This window comes from Vreelandella andesensis, assembly GCF_003989795.1.
Classification (GTDB): domain Bacteria; phylum Pseudomonadota; class Gammaproteobacteria; order Pseudomonadales; family Halomonadaceae; genus Vreelandella; species Vreelandella andesensis.
On sequence record NZ_RZHG01000001.1, the window covers coordinates 1 to 16,600 of the forward strand.

Sequence of the window (16,600 nt, forward strand, 5' to 3'; positions counted from 1 at the left end):
TAAAACGTTCAAACGTAAATTGTTTTGTGATACGTCTCAAGCGTATCCGGCAATCGTTATCATTGCGAGATACCAGACTCCTTCGGGTTATAGGGTCAAGCAATGAAGCGCACACGGTGGATGCCTAGGCAGCCAGAGGCGATGAAAGACGTGGAAGCCTGCGATAAGGCTCGGCGAGGTGGCAAACAACCTGTGACCCGGGCATTTCTGAATGGGGAAACCCACTCATCATAAGATGAGTATCTTACGCTGAATATATAGGCGTACGAGGCGAACCAGGGGAACTGAAACATCTAAGTACCCTGAGGAAAAGAAATCAACCGAGATTCCCCTAGTAGCGGCGAGCGAACGGGGACCAGCCCTTAAGCATGTGACTGATTAGGCGAACACGCTGGGAAGCGTGGCCGTAGCGGGTGATAGCCCCGTAGTCGAAAGTCTGATCATGTGAAATCGAGTAGGTCGGGGCACGAGAAACCTTGACTGAAGACGGGGGGACCATCCTCCAAGGCTAAATACTCCTGGCTGACCGATAGTGAACCAGTACCGTGAGGGAAAGGCGAAAAGAACCCCGGAGAGGGGAGTGAAATAGATCCTGAAACCGTGTGCGTACAAGCAGTAGGAGCAGACTTGTTCTGTGACTGCGTACCTTTTGTATAATGGGTCAGCGACTTATATTCAGTGGCGAGGTTAACCGTATAGGGGAGCCGTAGGGAAACCGAGTCTTAACTGGGCGACACAGTCGCTGGATATAGACCCGAAACCGAGCGATCTATCCATGAGCAGGGTGAAGATTGAGTAACATCAATTGGAGGCCCGAACCAGGATCTGTTGAAAAAGATTTGGATGACTTGTGGATCGGAGTGAAAGGCTAATCAAGCTCGGAGATAGCTGGTTCTCCTCGAAAGCTATTTAGGTAGCGCCTCACGTATCACCGCCGGGGGTAGAGCACTGTTTCGGCTAGGGGGTCATCCCGACTTACCAACCCGAGGCAAACTCCGAATACCGGTGAGTGCGAGCGTGGGAGACACACGGCGGGTGCTAACGTCCGTCGTGAAAAGGGAAACAACCCAGACCGTCAGCTAAGGTCCCGAAATCCTGGTTAAGTGGGAAACGATGTGGGAAGGCTCAGACAGCTAGGAGGTTGGCTTAGAAGCAGCCATCCTTTAAAGAAAGCGTAATAGCTCACTAGTCGAGTCGGCCTGCGCGGAAGATGTAACGGGGCTAAACCAGGTACCGAAGCTACGGGTTCATTCTTAGGAATGAGCGGTAGAGGAGCGTCGTGTAAGCCAATGAAGGTGAATTGAGAAGTTCGCTGGAGGTATCACGAGTGCGAATGCTGACATGAGTAACGATAAAGGGAGTGAAAAACTCCCTCGCCGGAAGACCAAGGGTTTCTGTTCGACGCTAATCGGAGCAGAGTGAGTCGGCCCCTAAGGCGAGGCCGAAAGGCGTAGTCGATGGGAAACGGGTCAATATTCCCGTACCGGACATGATTGCGATGGGGGGACGGAGAAGGCTAGGTGAGCCAGGCGTTGGTTGTCCTGGTGAAAGCATGTAGGCCGAGCGTCTAGGCAAATCCGGACGCTTAACGCCAAGATGTGAGACGAACTGACCACGGTCAGGAAGTCATTGATGCCACGCTTCCAGGAAAAGCCTCTAAGCTTCAGATCATGTGCGACCGTACCCCAAACCGACACAGGTGGTCAGGGTGAGAATCCCAAGGCGCTTGAGAGAACTCGGGTGAAGGAACTAGGCAAAATGGTGCCGTAACTTCGGGAGAAGGCACGCCGGCGTAGGGTGACGAGACTTGCTCTCAGAGCCTGAACCGGTCGAAGATACCAGGTGGCTGCAACTGTTTAGTAAAAACACAGCACTCTGCTAACGCGCAAGCGGACGTATAGGGTGTGACGCCTGCCCGGTGCCGGAAGGTTAAATGATGGTGTTAGCCGCAAGGCGAAGCTCTTGATTGAAGCCCCGGTAAACGGCGGCCGTAACTATAACGGTCCTAAGGTAGCGAAATTCCTTGTCGGGTAAGTTCCGACCTGCACGAATGGCGTAATGATGGCCACGCTGTCTCCACCCGAGACTCAGTGAAATTGAAATCGCCGTGAAGATGCGGTGTACCCGCGGCTAGACGGAAAGACCCCGTGAACCTTTACTATAGCTTCACACTGGATGCTGATGTTGCCTGTGTAGGATAGCTGGGAGGCTTTGAATCTCGGACGCCAGTTCGAGGGGAGCCAACCTTGAAATACCAGCCTGGCATCATTGGCGTTCTCACTCAGGTCCGTTATCCGGATCGAGGACAGTGTGTGGTGGGTAGTTTGACTGGGGCGGTCTCCTCCCAAAGAGTAACGGAGGAGCACGAAGGTACCCTCAGCACGGTCGGACATCGTGCAGTGAGTGCAAGAGCATAAGGGTGCTTGACTGCGAGACAGACACGTCGAGCAGGTGCGAAAGCAGGTTCTAGTGATCCGGTGGTTCTGTATGGAAGGGCCATCGCTCAACGGATAAAAGGTACTCCGGGGATAACAGGCTGATACCGCCCAAGAGTTCACATCGACGGCGGTGTTTGGCACCTCGATGTCGGCTCATCACATCCTGGGGCTGAAGTCGGTCCCAAGGGTATGGCTGTTCGCCATTTAAAGTGGTACGCGAGCTGGGTTTAGAACGTCGTGAGACAGTTCGGTCCCTATCTGCCGTGGGCGTTGGATGTTTGAGAAGGGCTGCTCCTAGTACGAGAGGACCGGAGTGGACGCACCTCTGGTGTTCCGGTTGTCACGCCAGTGGCATTGCCGGGTAGCTATGTGCGGACGGGATAACCGCTGAAAGCATCTAAGCGGGAAGCCCCCTTCAAGATGAGACATCCCTGAGGCCTAGAGCCTCCTGAAGGGCCCAGCGAGACCAGCTGGTTGATAGGCACGGTGTGGAAGCGCTGCAAGGTGTTGAGCTAACGTGTACTAATGGCCCGTGAGGCTTGACCCTATAACACCCAAGGGGTCTGGTCGTAGTGATAACGAAAACCGGATACGCGCGCCCTGCCCTAAAGACAGGGGCGAGAGACGTACACAAAACAGACAGTCTACCCAGCATGATATACAGTACCTGTTACGCCTGACGACCATAGCAAGCGTGAACCACCTGATCCCATGCCGAACTCAGCAGTGAAACCGCTTCGCGCCGATGGTAGTGTGGGGTCTCCCCATGCGAGAGTAGGTCATCGTCAGGCACCTATTCGAAAAAACCCCCAGGGCTTACGCCTTGGGGGTTGTTTTTCGTGAGTGCCGTAAAATGAGTGAAGGGGCTGCCTGCAATGCCCCTTCTCACCTTTTACTCCTCACCCTTTACTAGATAAGCGATTCCAATGCTTCAATCAAACTATCCATCTCATCATCTGTGCCGATGGTAATACGCAAGAAGTTGTTGAGTACGTCGGTATTAAAATGACGTACTAAAATTCCACGCTCGCGAAGGCCTGCAAACAATTGAGCACCTTCAAAACTAGGATGCTGAGCAAGTACGAAATTGGCTTTTGAAGGCAACACTTCAAAGCCTAACTGCTCAAGCCGCAGACGTGTGCGTTCCCGGGTCGTGATAACGTTATTGCGGCAGGCCTTGAAGTGTTCCTTATCTTTAAGGGCTTCAATGCCGACGAGGCTCGCTAGGCTATCCACTGGGTAGGAATTAAACGAATCCTTTACCCGCTGAAGGCCATCAATCAGCTCTGGGGAGCCAATGGCATAACCCAAACGTAAACCAGCCAAGCTACGTGATTTAGAGAACGTTCCTGTCACCAGCAAATTTGGGTAGCGGCCGATTAAAGCGACAGCGCTCTCCGCTCCAAAATCTACGTAGGCTTCGTCGACTAGCACTACCCGATCAGTAACGCGCTTTAATAGCGCCTCAATGGTCTCAAGGGAGTGCGCATGGCCAGTCGGCGCGTTTGGGTTGGCAAAAATGACACCACTGCGCTCTGACGCATTCGCCAGGGAATCAATATCAACTTCCCACTGGTCATTCAGTGGATGTTTGCGAAGTGTAATGCCATATAGGTTGGCATACACCGGGTAGAAGCTGTAGGTAATGGATGGCACATCCAGCGGTGCGTCATGACGAAAGAAAGCCTGGAATGCAAACGCGAGCACTTCATCTGACCCATTGCCGACAAAGGTCTCTGCGACGCTAACTCCATAGCTTTCCGCCAGCGTTGCACGTAGCGCATAAGAGGTAGGATCAGGGTATAGACGCAAATGATCGGTGGCATAATTGCGTAGCGCTTCACTCACCCCGGGCGCAGGTGGATAAGGGTTTTCATTGGTGTTGAGTTTAATAACCTGTTCACGGGGCTGCTCACCAGGCACATAGGGGGTAAGCTCCCTAACAGCTGGACTCCAATATTGGCTCATTCGGGGTAACCTGATTATCTTAACGTTAATACCCCCATGGTCGCCTGATGACTGCCTAAGCGCAAGCATTCAAATAGGCAGGGGGGTGGGCGTCGCACCTTGTAGCGGTTATGCTGTCACAAGCGCGCTATAAAAATGTATGTCCAACACGATAAGGAGACACTCAATGCAATTTAGGAGTTTGCTAGCCAGCTCGGCTATGTTGGCACTGCTGGCGGGCTGTGCAGCTGGACCAACGGACCAGCGTGAAGAAGCAGGTATGACGGCTGCTCAAGCCAATTACCAAGGTACGCTGCCTTGCCGCAACTGCGATGGCATCGACTTGGATGTGACAATGATGGGCGAAGAAATGAGTGTTCCTGAAGAACGGACGTTCACATTAAACGCTACTTATCGTAATCACCCACAAACGCCGCCAGACGAAAACTATGCAGGCAATTGGGAAGTACTGACAGGCACGCCGTCTGATCCCTCTTCAACTGTCTATGAGTTAACGCCGAATGGCGATGGTCAGATCTACTACTTCTTGCGTATCAATGAGCGCACGTTGGAGCTGATCGACCCAGAGCGTCGTCGTTTCGAAAACGGCGAGATGCTGCAGTTACAGCGTCGATAACATGTGAAGCGACGCTCAAAGGCGGCCATTGGCCGCCTTTTGCATTTCTAATGATCTAATGCATAAATCTTGGTGACAATATAACCAGTGGTGATAAAAACAGGAGCAACATGGCGGTGGCGAAAGCGAAAAGTGCCTTTGTATGCACCGAGTGCGGTGCGGAGTATCGAAAGTGGCAAGGCCAGTGCTCCAGCTGCCAGGAATGGAACACGCTAAGTGAGATTCGTTTGACCAGTGCGCGCCCTGGAAGCGGGGCAGCGACTGGACGAGCGGGCTATGCAGGAGACCTTTCGCGAGATGTAGTGGATCTTGGCAATGTGGATCTCAGTGAGGTTCCTCGTCTAACGTCGACCTTTGCCGAGTTTGATCGCGTGTTGGGCGGTGGCCTCGTGCCGGGTTCTGCTGTGTTGCTGGGAGGTAACCCAGGCGCTGGTAAGTCAACGTTGCTTCTGCAAACTGCCTGCAAGCTCGCGCAGCAGCGGCGCATTCTGTATGTCACCGGCGAAGAGTCGCTTTCCCAAGTGGCGATGCGTGCCCACCGCTTACAGCTGCCTACCAATGGGCTGAAAATGCTGGCGGAAACCAGTGTGGAAACGATTTTAGCGGTAGCTGAGCGAGAAAAGCCGGAGATTCTGGTTATCGACTCAATTCAAACGATGCACCTAGAAGATATTAGCTCAGCACCGGGCGGGGTTGCCCAGGTGCGTGAGTCTGCGGCAGCGCTAACACGCTTTGCCAAGCAAACGAATACGGTGCTGTTACTAGTGGGGCATGTGACGAAAGATGGCACGCTGGCTGGTCCAAAAGTTCTGGAGCATATGATTGATGCCTCACTGCTATTAGAGGGGGGAGCTGACTCTCGCTTCAGAACTCTTCGCGGCCAGAAAAATCGCTTTGGCGCGGTGAATGAGTTGGGGGTCTTTGCGATGCTCGAGCAAGGTTTGAAAGAGGTTAAAAACCCCAGTGCGATTTTCCTGTCACGCCAAGAAGAACAGGCACCCGGTAGTTTAGTCATGGTGGTGTGGGAAGGCACTCGGCCAATTCTGGTGGAAGTGCAAGCGTTAGTAGATGAGTCTGCGCTGGGTAATCCTCGTCGGGTGGCGGTTGGCGTTGATCAAAACCGGCTGGCTATGCTGTTAGCCGTGCTAAATCGCCACGGAGGTTTATTTACCGGCGATCAAGACGTATTTCTGAACGTGGTTGGCGGCGTTAAAGTACTCGAAACCAGTGCTGACTTAGCGGTGCTTTTAGCCGTGGTATCTAGCTTGCAAAATCGCGCACTGCCAAAAGAGCTGGTGGTGTTTGGCGAAGTGGGGCTTTCAGGGGAAATTCGGCCAGTTCCCAGCGGGCAAGAGCGTATTGCAGAAGCAGCTAAGCACGGATTTCTGCGAGCGATTGTGCCACGAGGCAATGCACCCAAGCAGGCACCGAAAGGCATGGAGGTTATCCCTGTCGATAAACTGAGCGACGCTCTGGAAGCGCTTTGACGTAAGCTATGCTAAGTAACAACAGCAAGTAGCAACAGTAAGGAACAACATCGAGACTAAGGAGAGACGTCATGAGTTCGATTCGGTTAACCCAATATAGTCACGGTGCGGGTTGCGGCTGCAAAATTGCCCCGGATGTGCTGGATGGAATTCTGGCTAAAGCCGGGCCCGCCGCGGGCCATAAACGGCTCATTGTAGGCAACCAGGGTCGCGAAGACGCAGCGGTGTATGATTTGGGTGATGGCCGCGGAATGATCGCGACCACCGATTTTTTTATGCCGATTGTCGATGATCCCTTCGATTTTGGCCGTATTGCCGCCACCAATGCGATCAGCGACGTGTACGCCATGGGTGGCACGCCAGTCATGGCATTAGGCATTTTAGGCTGGCCGCTGGATAAACTCAGTGCTGAAATTGCGGGGGATGTTATTGCCGGAGCTCAAGCGGTTTGTCGTGAGCTGGGTGTGGCGCTAGCGGGCGGCCACTCAATTGACGCCCCAGAGCCGATGTTTGGTTTGGCAGTCAACGGTTTAGTTGATCTGGCGCATTTAAAACTCAACAGTCAAGCAAAGCCTGATGACCTGTTATTCCTAACCAAACCACTGGGCGTAGGGCTCTTAACCACGGCTGAAAAACGTGGTTTGTTGAAGGCCGGGCACCATGGTCTTGCCCGTGAAACAATGCTTAAGTCCAATCATATTGGCGTTGAGTTAGCTAAGGTGAAAGGTGTTAATGCCATGACAGATGTGACGGGGTTTGGTCTCGCTGGGCACCTGGCTGAAATGTGCAGCGCGAGCGGCGTGATGGCGCAGATCGATTTTCGCCGCTTACCCCGTTTAGCAGAAGCCGAAGCTTATCGTCGGCAGGGAGCTGTCCCTGGTGGCACGTTGCGCAACCGCGAGGCTTTGGGTAAATCCTTGCCTGCAATGGACGATGCTCATTGGCAATGGCTGTGTGATCCTCAGACGTCAGGCGGTTTGTTAATCAGCGTCGATCCTGCCTGGGAAGATGATGTAGAACGTATTGGTCGTGATCACGGTATTACCTTGGTACCGTTTGGCACCATGAAGACAGTAAAAGGTGACGTTTTGATTGAGGTTGTTGGATGACCCTAGCCACTGTTCCGGCATCATTAAACTTAATCGCGGCAGAAACGCCGCTGATCGATGTGCGTGCTCCGGTTGAGTTTGTTCAGGGGCGTTTGCCAGGCGCGGTTAATTTACCGCTAATGGTTGACGAGGAGCGTCATCAGGTTGGCATCGCTTATAAGCAGCATGGGCAGCAGGCGGCAATCAGGTTGGGTGAACGTTTAGTCAGTGGTGACACTAAGCGATCACGCGTTGATGCGTGGCAGGCGTATGTAGCGAGCCATCCAAACGCTATTATTTATTGCTTTCGCGGAGGGCTGCGTTCGCAACTTGCCCAGCAGTGGCTAGCCGAAGCAGGTGTTAGCAGGCCGCGTATCGACGGTGGCTGGAAAGCGCTGCGTCTACGGCTATGTCAGCGTATTGATGAAGCGGCCAGCCAGCCGATGCTGGTCGTGGCGGGGCTTACAGGCTGTGCCAAAACAACGCTTATTAACCAATTGAGTAATGGCATTGATCTAGAAGCCTTTGCCAATCATAAAGGTTCGGCCTTTGGCCGGCAGCCAGAAGAACCAGCGACACAAATTGATTTTGAGCACGCCCTGGCCAAGCGCCTAATAGGGCTGCCAGGAAAATTGGTGATAGAAGATGAGTCGCGACAAATCGGTAATGCTAATATTCCACTTGCTTTCTGGCATGCCTTGCAGCGTGCGCCGAGAATACGCATTGAGATGCCTCTGGATTGGCGTTTAGAGCAGTTACGCCGTGACTATATCGAAGCACTTGAACAGAGCTACACCGTCCGATACGGCCAACAAGAGGGCTGGCAGCGTATGCGGGTTCAGTTAGCCAATGCCTTGGAACGTTTGGCGAAACGTCTAGGTAATGCCCGCTTGCAGCGTCTGCAGCGATTACAAGACATGGCCTTTGATGCTCATGCGCGAGGTAATATTCAGGCTCACGAGGCATGGCTCGCACCGCTGCTAACTGAATATTACGACCCGCTTTATCGTCATCACCTTGAAAAGCATAAAGATAGCCGCCCTGTAGAACTGCATGTTGGCGATTGGGATAGCTGTCTTGAAGCTGCTAAGCAGTGGAGCATTTAGCGGTTTTCCGCCCAGCTATACGTTTAAGCGACCTCCAGTTAAGCAACGTTCAGCCATCGCGTCATAACGCGATCAAGCAGCGGCGCTAATCGATGAAAGCGAGAAACGTCGTCTAGAATTTGTTCATTGGTTTGAAGAAAGCGCCCAGCAGCAGGCGCTTTTGCTCGCGGTCGATCGCTGACATTGAGTAGTGGCATCACGCTGCTCATAGTCGTTTCAAGGTGGCACAGTAAGCCGATAACACGCCCCGCGTCCCAAGAAAATCCTTGTAACGGTGCCGCTGCACTGCCGCCTAACGGCAGTGCGCTTTCCGGTAAGCTAAACACAAGGCGGTGCCACATAAACGCCTCAAATTGTTCTGGAAGGTCAAAGGTGCTTTCTGGTGCTAACGTTATTTGATGCCAGCCTGTCTCAGGGTAGGTGCCTGGCGCGATAACAGCATCTAGGGCGTGCGCTATCCACAGTGCGCCCAAGCCAATGCCCAGTAATGGTTTCTGCCCATCCAGATAGCGATTGATCAGTTTGCGTTCAGCTTTAAGCCAATCGGGTGGTTCATTTACGAGCGACTCAGGACCATCCAGTATAATTAACGCATCGCACTCACCCGGACGTGGGGTTAGTTCGCCCGCATAGAGGTGAAAAACGGTGTAACTGTGGCCCATACTTTCAAGCCAGTCAGTTAAACGAGCGGGACCATGGTCAGGGCCGTGCTGTAGCAGATGGATATGCATGGTAATCTCCTCGCCGGCCGATGTTAACTCCACGACAGGGATCTCCTGTCGCGATTGTGCGACGATAACGTATCGCGTTCATTTCACCAATATTGTGACCCAGGAAATCAGCATGGTGGCTAAACCCCTAGGATTTTACCAGCGGCTTCAGCAATTGCCGTTGCCCGCTCAGCAAGCGTTCATGGCAGCTCTTTGTGAGCGCCTGTTACCTAACTACGTTCTTTATCAACAAACCACGGGGCTAGGTGACGAACATACGCTGCGTACTGTGCTGAGCTTGGTGTGGGAGCGCTTAAGCGTACCGAATGCCAGCATCGACTTTGCTCGGCAAGCGGAAAAGTTGGCTGAGTGTGAGCCCCCAGAAGACGACGAGAGTTTTGGAGCGCGCCGAGCGTTAGATGCCGTCGTATCGGTATCTGCGCTGCTAGATACGCTGCAGGGCGAGTCACCTGAAGCGGTGCTGGACGTGAGCCGCACCTCGCGAGCGGGCGTTCGTGCTTTTATCGAGCTGACAGAAGGCGAAGAGGAGGCTGAGGCGCTTGCACTGATTATTCGCGACCACCCATTGATGGCCGATGAAAACGACTTCCAGGATGCTGTTCTGGAAGCCGTGAGCGAACCGATCAACAAAGCCTCGTTAAAAGAAATTCGCCAGCTAGGACGTAATAACGGCATCAGTAATCTCGGGTTAACCTTAGACGAGGGCGAGGAGTAACTGGCGAAGCCGGTTAAAACCGCAGGCCCGCCGTCACCATCATGCCGGCGGTGCCGAAGATAATCAGATCTGATTCTACACGTCCCCATTGCACGCCAATGCTGGGTAATAGCGCAGGCGCGATTTCAAAATGATTAAGGGGGATTTTGTCACGGTATTCACCTTTATAACCGCGCAACAGCCCGCCTGTCAGCTTGGCTCGAATCTTAACCCCTTCAGAAAATTGCCAAAGCGGAAACTCGCGGCCTACGTAGAAGTACCAGGTAGGCTGATCAAATGAATTTTTAAACCATGCTGCCCCAGTTAACCAGCGATCTGGATTATGCAGTTCAATGCTCGCCAGTTGTTGCTGATTAATATGGTCAGGGTCAGGGTCGAAGTGGCGCGTCAATAAACTGGTCTGCACCAATGTGTGATCGAGCGCTAAAGTGGGCGACCAATCCGGCAAAGAAAAGGCTGAGACGGTTGTGCTCAGCCAAACCCCCGCTACTCCTCCTACCCACTGATAGTAACGAGGCATATCAGGCTCCTATAGCTATAGCCGCATTTCGATGCCGCGTTCAGCCATGTAACGTTTAGCTTCCGGAATGGTGTACTCGCCAAAGTGGAAAATACTCGCCGCCAATACCGCATCAGCACCGCCTTTGAGTACACCGTCCACTAAGTGATCCAAGTTTCCTACACCGCCTGAAGCTATTACAGGCACGCTGACGGCTTCAGAAATGGCATGGGTAACGCCCAGGTCAAAACCAACTTTAGTGCCGTCTCGATCCATGCTGGTTAACAGTAGCTCGCCTGCACCAAATTCCACCATCTTTTTGGCCCACTCGACGGCATCCAGCCCCGTTGGCCGGCGTCCGCCATGGGTGAATATTTCCCAACGAGGCGCCTCACCTTCTTTAGACACCTTCTTAGCGTCAATCGCCACCACAATACATTGGCTGCCAAAGCGCTCAGCGGCCTCGCGAACAAACGCTGGGTTATTCACTGCGGCGGTGTTAATTGAGACTTTGTCAGCCCCTGCATTCAGCATGGTACGAATATCGTCACAGCTGCGGATACCACCCCCGACGGTAAGAGGAATAAATACTTCACCCGCGATGCGTTCTACCATGTCGACCGTGGTATCACGGTTTTCGTGGCTGGCGGTAATGTCAAGGAAGGTGATTTCGTCGGCGCCCTGCTGGTTGTAACGCTGGGCAATTTCAACAGGGTCGCCTGCATCACGGATGCCGACAAAATTAACGCCTTTCACCACGCGCCCGGCATCAACATCTAAGCAAGGAATAATACGTTTCGCTAAGCTCATTGACTGCCTCCGCTAAGTTGATCACTCAAGCGCTGAGCCTCGGCCACATCCAGGCTGCCTTCGTAAATAGCGCGGCCGGTAATTGCGCCCAAAATGCCGCTATCCGCGACATCACACAGTGCACGAATATCATCTAAATTGGTAACGCCGCCAGAGGCAATGACGGGTAAGCCGCCTTCACGGGCTAATGCAGCGGTGGCTTCCACATTGACGCCTTGCATCATGCCGTCTCGAGCAATGTCGGTATATACGATGCTGGAAACGCCGTCATTAGCAAAACGCTTGGCAAGCTCGGTCGCCTTTAAAGTGGATACTTCTGCCCAGCCATCAGTGGCCACATAGCCATCTTTAGCATCCAAACCGACAATAATATGGCCGGGAAATGCACGGCACATTTCGCCCACGAAATCGGGTTCTTTGACCGCTTTTGTCCCAATGATGACGTAAGAAACCCCCGCATTTAGGTAATGCTCAATGGTGTCAGCCGAGCGGATGCCGCCGCCAATTTGAATGGGCAGGTTAGGGTAGGCACGTGCAATTGCTGTGACGGCATCGCCGTTTACCGGCTTGCCCTCAAATGCGCCGTTTAGGTCAACCAGGTGTAGGCGACGAGCCCCCGCTTCTACCCAGCGGGCGGCCATGGCAACAGGGTCATCGCCATAGGACGTCGCATCTTCCATACGGCCTTGTTTCAAGCGCACACACTGGCCGTCTTTGAGATCAATCGCGGGAATTACCAACATAGTGAAACCTCTCAGGGCGTCCAGGTGACAAAATTTTCTAGCAGGCGAAGGCCCGCACGGGAGCTTTTTTCAGGGTGGAACTGCACGGCGAAGGTGGCCTCGCGGCCAATTGCCACGTGGGCGCAAATCTTACCGTACTGAGTGGTACCAAACACGTGGGCATCGTCAGTCGCATTGACGTAGTAGCTATGCACAAAATAAAAGTGTTCGTTGTCGTCAATGCCTGCCCACAGAGGGTGATCGTGATGCTGTGCCACAAGATTCCAACCCATGTGCGGTACTTTTAAGCGCTGTTCGTAATCATCTCGCATATTGGCTGGAAAGCGATCGACGCTGCCTTGGAAGAAGCCCAGGCACTCTACGCCGCCATTTTCTTCACTGCGCTCCATCAGCATTTGTTGACCCACGCAAATGCCCAGCAGTGGTTTGGCCTGACGGGTAAGAATATCATCGACCAAGCCGCGTAGCTCGGTACGCTCCAGTTCGCCTACGCAGTCTCTAATAGCCCCTTGGCCCGGAAGTACCAGGCGCGTTGCACCTAAAATACGTCGAGGGTCGCGGGTAATAATCACGTTTTCGTGGGTGACGTGCTCAAGCGCTTTTGCCACAGAGTGCAAGTTGCCCATTCCATAATCGATTACCGCGATGGTCATAAAGCACTCCTTATTATCACTGGCGAGCTACCGTTAGCTGTCATACTCGGCATTATAGGCTTCCTTTAGTGGACGGCATCTGCCCCACCATGCGTGGATCTTCTGCCACCGCCATCCGTAGTGCGCGACCAAACGCTTTAAAAATAGTCTCAGCCTGATGGTGAGCATTAAAGCCTTTTACATTGTCGATATGCAGTGTAACTCGCGCATGGTTAACGAAACCCTGGAAAAACTCCCAAAACAGTTGGGTGTCCATACGGCCAATGGTATCGCGGGTGAAGTCGACATTCATATAAAGGCCAGGGCGGCCGGAAAAATCGATAACTACCCGAGACAGTGCTTCGTCGAGGGGAACATAAGCATGTCCGTAGCGGTAAATGCCGCGTTTATCGCCAATAGCTTGGTGAAACGCTTGGCCCAGGGTAATGCCTAGATCTTCGACCGTGTGGTGATCATCGATGTGCAAGTCGCCTTTCGCGTCAATATCGAGATCCACCATCCCATGACGAGCCACTTGATCAAGCATATGATCAAGAAACGGAACGCCAGTGTCACAGCGAAGACGTCCTTCGCCGTCTAGGTTGACGCTGACCGTAATCTGCGTTTCGTTGGTGTCACGGCTTACCGTGGCAATACGCGCTGACATGTTGCATCTCCTGCGCTGGTGCGCACTATGAGGGGGTATCGGTGGATCGTCGGGTAATGTCATCACCGCTGAATCAATGCATAAGCTACGACCAAAGCAACCATTATAGTGAATCGGTGCCCCCATCCGCTACAATGCGCGAAAGGTAGCCGCCTTTGCTGGCGGTAGAATAGCAGCCTTGCTGCTTTGGCAAAGAGGATTTTACCATGCCGGTGACACTGCAATACGTCGACCAGGCTCGTTGGGAAGCAGAGGAGCAGGTGCGTATCGACCTAATACGCATTTACGAAGATGCGCCTCAAGAACGAATGCCTACACCAACGGTCCCCCCTTTTATTGAACAGCACTTAAAAGGACAGCACTTTTTTGCCTGCGCACATTTTAACGATCGGCTGCTCGGTGCAGTGGCGTTAAAAGAAGCACCTGATCGCGCGTGGTGGCTCTCAGAGCTGTGCGTGCGTAAACCCACCCGGCGGCGCGGCGTCGGCACGCGATTAATGGCATTAATAGTCGAGCAGGCAAAAAAAGAAGGGCGTGTGCTGCGCATCGAAACATCATCGCTGCCGTTGGCAGATCAAGTGCTGCTCTCAAAGCTTGGCTATCGTCCTATCGCCAACAAATCATCTGCACAGCCGGGTGCACCTGTCACCAGTGATTTTGTCGAGCTAGACCCACAAGGAAAAGGGTAATGAATCAGCTATTACGTATTTTGCTGGCCGCGGTAGGTATTTTAGCGATCGTTGCCGTTGCCGCAGTGGTGTATGTCACCACGTTTCTTGACCCAGAAGACTTCAAACCTCGGCTAACCGCGGTGGTGGAAGAAAAAACCGGCCTGAACCTAGCGTTGGAAGGCCCTATCACATGGTCGTTTTATCCGCGTATAGGGGTCAGTGTCGAGCAGGCAAAAGCATGGCTGCCGGAGCAAGCTAAAGACGAAATTGCGTTTGCCGCCATTAATCGTGCTGAAGTGAGCGTAGCCTTCGCCCCCTTTTTACGCGGCGAAATTGCCGTCGATGGCTTAACCCTAGACGGTATGCGTTTAAACCTTGAAAAAAATGAACAAGGTGAAGGTAATTGGCAGCCGTTGCTGGAGCGTCTCGCCGAACAGGGTAATGAAACAGCGGAAACGGTACTGGCACCCGCAAGCGCAGGCCCCAATGCAGATGCTGGTAATTTGTCGGTGGTGCTGAATATTGCCAGCGTCGAAGTGAAAGATGCCGACGTCCGCTTTCGTGATAAGCAAAGTCAAGCGCTTTGGCGTGTGCAACCGCTCAATATTTCAGGGACCAACGTTAATCCTTTGCGCTCTTTCCCCTTAAAAACCATGTTTACGCTGACTAAGCATAATCGCTTAGATGCAGAAGTGTTGGAACGTACACCAGATCTGACTAGCGAGGTGAATCTCGAAACTCGGCTTCGTCTAGGCTTAGAAGATGAACAGCTGATTTTTGAAAACACACAGTTGACAACTCGTACGCGACGTTCTGGAGAAAGTGACCCGCAACAGCTCAGTCTCAAAGCAGCGGAGATAATAGCCCGAATGGCTGAACAACAGCTTACAATTCGTGAGGGCGTTATAGACGCAGGTTTACAACATCCTGAAAACTGGCAAGGTAGCCTAGCGCTTTCATTAGCATTTGGTTTAGAGAGTGACTATGCAGCACAGACTGCTCAGTTTAAAGATGCTCAATTAACCGGGCCAGATGGCCTGAAGGTAAGTGGCCATCTTAATATTGCCCAGCTACTAGACGCTCCTCAGTACAGCGGGCAGCTTACCGCGGCTCCTTTTACATTGCGTCCTTGGCTCTCGCGGATGGGCGTAACGCTGAACACAACCAACGAAGCAGCGCTAAGTGATGTGGCAATGACCAGTCCTATTGAAGGTGATATGGCGCAACTCACACTTCCGCGTCTCTCATTGGTGGTTGATGACAGTACCTTCACGGGAAACATTTCCGCCGCGTTGGACGGTACTCAGCTCACCTTCAATCTAGAAGGAGACCAGTTGAATATCGATCATTATCTGCCTGGACCAGAAACAGCTCAGCAAGCTAGCCTAGGCTTACTTCGCAAAGCCTTCTCCCAAACCGACGGAGCGCTATTGCCTCAGGCATGGCTTAGCACGCTATCGTTAGAAGGGGATCTAAGCGTCGATCAACTTCAGCTGGCCAGCTTGACGTTCGACGATACCTCGCTGAGTTTGCGCGGAGAAAGTGGAGTGCACCAACTGACGGCCTTTGAGTCTCGCTTTTATGGCGGCGAGCTTAATTCGACGGGCCGACTTGATGCCACCAAAGATGTACTCGAATGGCAGCTTTCCCCACGTATCCGTGATGTTCAATTGGCACCGCTGATCGAAACGTTTAGTGAGGAAGCCTCCCCATTGCGAGGCCGGTTTAACGTAGATGGAGCGCTAACGACTCAAGGTAATCGCCGTGACGTGCTCACCAGTAATCTTAATGGTGAGCTAAATGCACGACTGAACGACGGCGCTATTTTGCAAACGAATATCTCTCAGCAGTTGTGTGAGGTAGTGGCGCAGTTAGAGGGCGAAGGCACTCTTCGCGAATGGGAACCTGACACACGCTTTGAGCGGTTTGACGCGACTTTTCAAGTGCGCAATGGCGTAGTGAACAGTGACGATTTGCTTATCACTCTTCCAGGCATTGATGTGCAGGGTAAAGGTGAGTTCAATCTCAATACGTTGAATTTCTCTACGCAAGCAAACGCGAGGCTGGTCGATACCGCTGATGCGGCGTGTAGTGTGAATCCGCGTTTTGAACAGCTGCCGCTCCCGGTTCGCTGCGAAGGCCACGTAGGCGACGATAAAACCCAGTGGTGTCGATTTGATCGGTCAGCCTTCCAAGCAGCGGTGATAGACCTGCTGCGAACTGAAGCAGGCAGCCGCGTTGAAGAAGAGCTGGAAAATCGGTTGGGCGATTCGCTTGATCAGATCGATGAACGCCTAGGAGAAGGTGCTGGTCAGGAGCTTCGTGAGGGAATTCGTCGTCTATTTAACTGAGCATTCATAAACGTTTTGATGTCACTCACTCAAAACGTGTAGCGCCGGCCTTAGCGCCGGCGCTTCTTTGCCGGTCAT

14 protein-coding genes and 2 rRNA genes are annotated in these 16,600 nt (G+C 52.9%); 9 read left to right on the top strand and 7 right to left on the bottom strand.

Annotated elements, in window-relative coordinates; translation table 11 throughout:
- Positions 1-93: 93 nt before the first annotated feature.
- Together ELY33_RS00005 and rrf are read left to right on the top strand one after the other, a co-directional pair.
- Positions 94-2,985 (top strand): 23S ribosomal RNA (locus ELY33_RS00005).
- Positions 2,986-3,113: 128 nt separating this feature from the next.
- Positions 3,114-3,229 (top strand): 5S ribosomal RNA (gene rrf / locus ELY33_RS00010).
- Positions 3,230-3,347: 118 nt separating this feature from the next.
- Here the strand turns inward: rrf and hisC are convergent.
- Positions 3,348-4,406 carry a histidinol-phosphate transaminase gene (hisC, locus tag ELY33_RS00015; RefSeq protein WP_126942115.1) on the bottom strand — a complete coding sequence of 353 codons (1,059 nt, stop codon included), beginning with the start codon at positions 4,404-4,406 and terminating at the stop codon, positions 3,348-3,350.
- Positions 4,407-4,572: 166 nt separating this feature from the next.
- Between hisC and ELY33_RS00020 the strand changes: the two genes are divergently transcribed.
- The 4 genes from ELY33_RS00020 (at position 4,573) to mnmH (ending at position 8,703) form a co-directional block, all read left to right on the top strand.
- Positions 4,573-5,022, top strand: a complete 450-nt coding sequence (locus ELY33_RS00020; protein WP_126942118.1) for a copper resistance protein NlpE N-terminal domain-containing protein — start codon at positions 4,573-4,575, stop codon at positions 5,020-5,022.
- Positions 5,023-5,138: 116 nt separating this feature from the next.
- Positions 5,139-6,509, top strand: a complete 1,371-nt coding sequence (radA, locus tag ELY33_RS00025) for a DNA repair protein RadA (RefSeq protein ID WP_126942392.1) — start codon at positions 5,139-5,141, stop codon at positions 6,507-6,509.
- Between the two features lie 71 nt (positions 6,510-6,580).
- The gene (gene selD, locus ELY33_RS00030) at positions 6,581-7,618 is read left to right on the top strand and encodes a selenide, water dikinase SelD (protein ID WP_126942121.1); all 1,038 of its coding nucleotides are present in this window, start codon (positions 6,581-6,583) and stop codon (positions 7,616-7,618) included.
- Positions 7,615-8,703 carry a tRNA 2-selenouridine(34) synthase MnmH gene (gene mnmH, locus ELY33_RS00035; RefSeq protein WP_126942124.1) on the top strand — a complete coding sequence of 363 codons (1,089 nt, stop codon included), beginning with the start codon at positions 7,615-7,617 and terminating at the stop codon, positions 8,701-8,703. The genes selD and mnmH overlap by 4 nt, the downstream gene beginning before the upstream one ends.
- 38 nt (positions 8,704-8,741) lie before the next feature.
- On the opposite strand, the gene ELY33_RS00040 is transcribed toward mnmH, so the two are convergent.
- Complete coding sequence (locus tag ELY33_RS00040) at positions 8,742-9,434, bottom strand: type 1 glutamine amidotransferase (protein WP_126942127.1); 693 nt, start codon at positions 9,432-9,434, stop codon at positions 8,742-8,744.
- A 112-nt stretch (positions 9,435-9,546) separates the two neighbouring features.
- Between ELY33_RS00040 and ELY33_RS00045 the strand changes: the two genes are divergently transcribed.
- Positions 9,547-10,149 (top strand): YjaG family protein, encoded by a 603-nt coding sequence (locus tag ELY33_RS00045; protein ID WP_126942130.1) that lies wholly within the window; start codon positions 9,547-9,549, stop codon positions 10,147-10,149.
- Between the two features lie 13 nt (positions 10,150-10,162).
- Here ELY33_RS00045 and ELY33_RS00050 read toward each other — a convergent pair whose 3' ends face one another.
- From ELY33_RS00050 to hisB, 5 genes are read right to left on the bottom strand one after another with little or no spacing between them, the layout of a single operon-like run.
- Positions 10,163-10,669 (bottom strand): hypothetical protein, encoded by a 507-nt coding sequence (locus ELY33_RS00050; RefSeq protein WP_126942133.1) that lies wholly within the window; start codon positions 10,667-10,669, stop codon positions 10,163-10,165.
- A 15-nt stretch (positions 10,670-10,684) separates the two neighbouring features.
- Positions 10,685-11,458, bottom strand: a complete 774-nt coding sequence (gene hisF, locus ELY33_RS00055; protein ID WP_126942136.1) for an imidazole glycerol phosphate synthase subunit HisF — start codon at positions 11,456-11,458, stop codon at positions 10,685-10,687.
- Positions 11,455-12,201: a 1-(5-phosphoribosyl)-5-[(5-phosphoribosylamino)methylideneamino]imidazole-4-carboxamide isomerase gene (hisA, locus tag ELY33_RS00060; RefSeq protein ID WP_126942139.1), complete on the bottom strand. Its 747-nt coding sequence runs from the start codon at positions 12,199-12,201 to the stop codon at positions 11,455-11,457. The genes hisF and hisA overlap by 4 nt, the downstream gene beginning before the upstream one ends.
- An 11-nt stretch (positions 12,202-12,212) precedes the next feature.
- Complete coding sequence (gene hisH / locus ELY33_RS00065; protein WP_126942142.1) at positions 12,213-12,854, bottom strand: imidazole glycerol phosphate synthase subunit HisH; 642 nt, start codon at positions 12,852-12,854, stop codon at positions 12,213-12,215.
- 52 nt (positions 12,855-12,906) lie between these two features.
- Entirely contained in the window at positions 12,907-13,500 is a 594-nt protein-coding gene (gene hisB, locus ELY33_RS00070) for an imidazoleglycerol-phosphate dehydratase HisB (protein WP_126942145.1), read from the bottom strand.
- Positions 13,501-13,706: 206 nt separating this feature from the next.
- Here hisB and ELY33_RS00075 point away from each other — a divergent pair, with 206 nt between their 5' ends.
- Both ELY33_RS00075 and ELY33_RS00080 read left to right on the top strand, forming a co-directional pair.
- Entirely contained in the window at positions 13,707-14,189 is a 483-nt protein-coding gene (locus ELY33_RS00075; protein ID WP_126942148.1) for an acetyl-CoA sensor PanZ family protein, read from the top strand.
- The gene (locus ELY33_RS00080) at positions 14,189-16,522 is read left to right on the top strand and encodes an AsmA family protein (RefSeq protein WP_126942151.1); all 2,334 of its coding nucleotides are present in this window, start codon (positions 14,189-14,191) and stop codon (positions 16,520-16,522) included. The genes ELY33_RS00075 and ELY33_RS00080 overlap by 1 nt, the downstream gene beginning before the upstream one ends.
- Positions 16,523-16,600 lie beyond the last annotated feature (78 nt).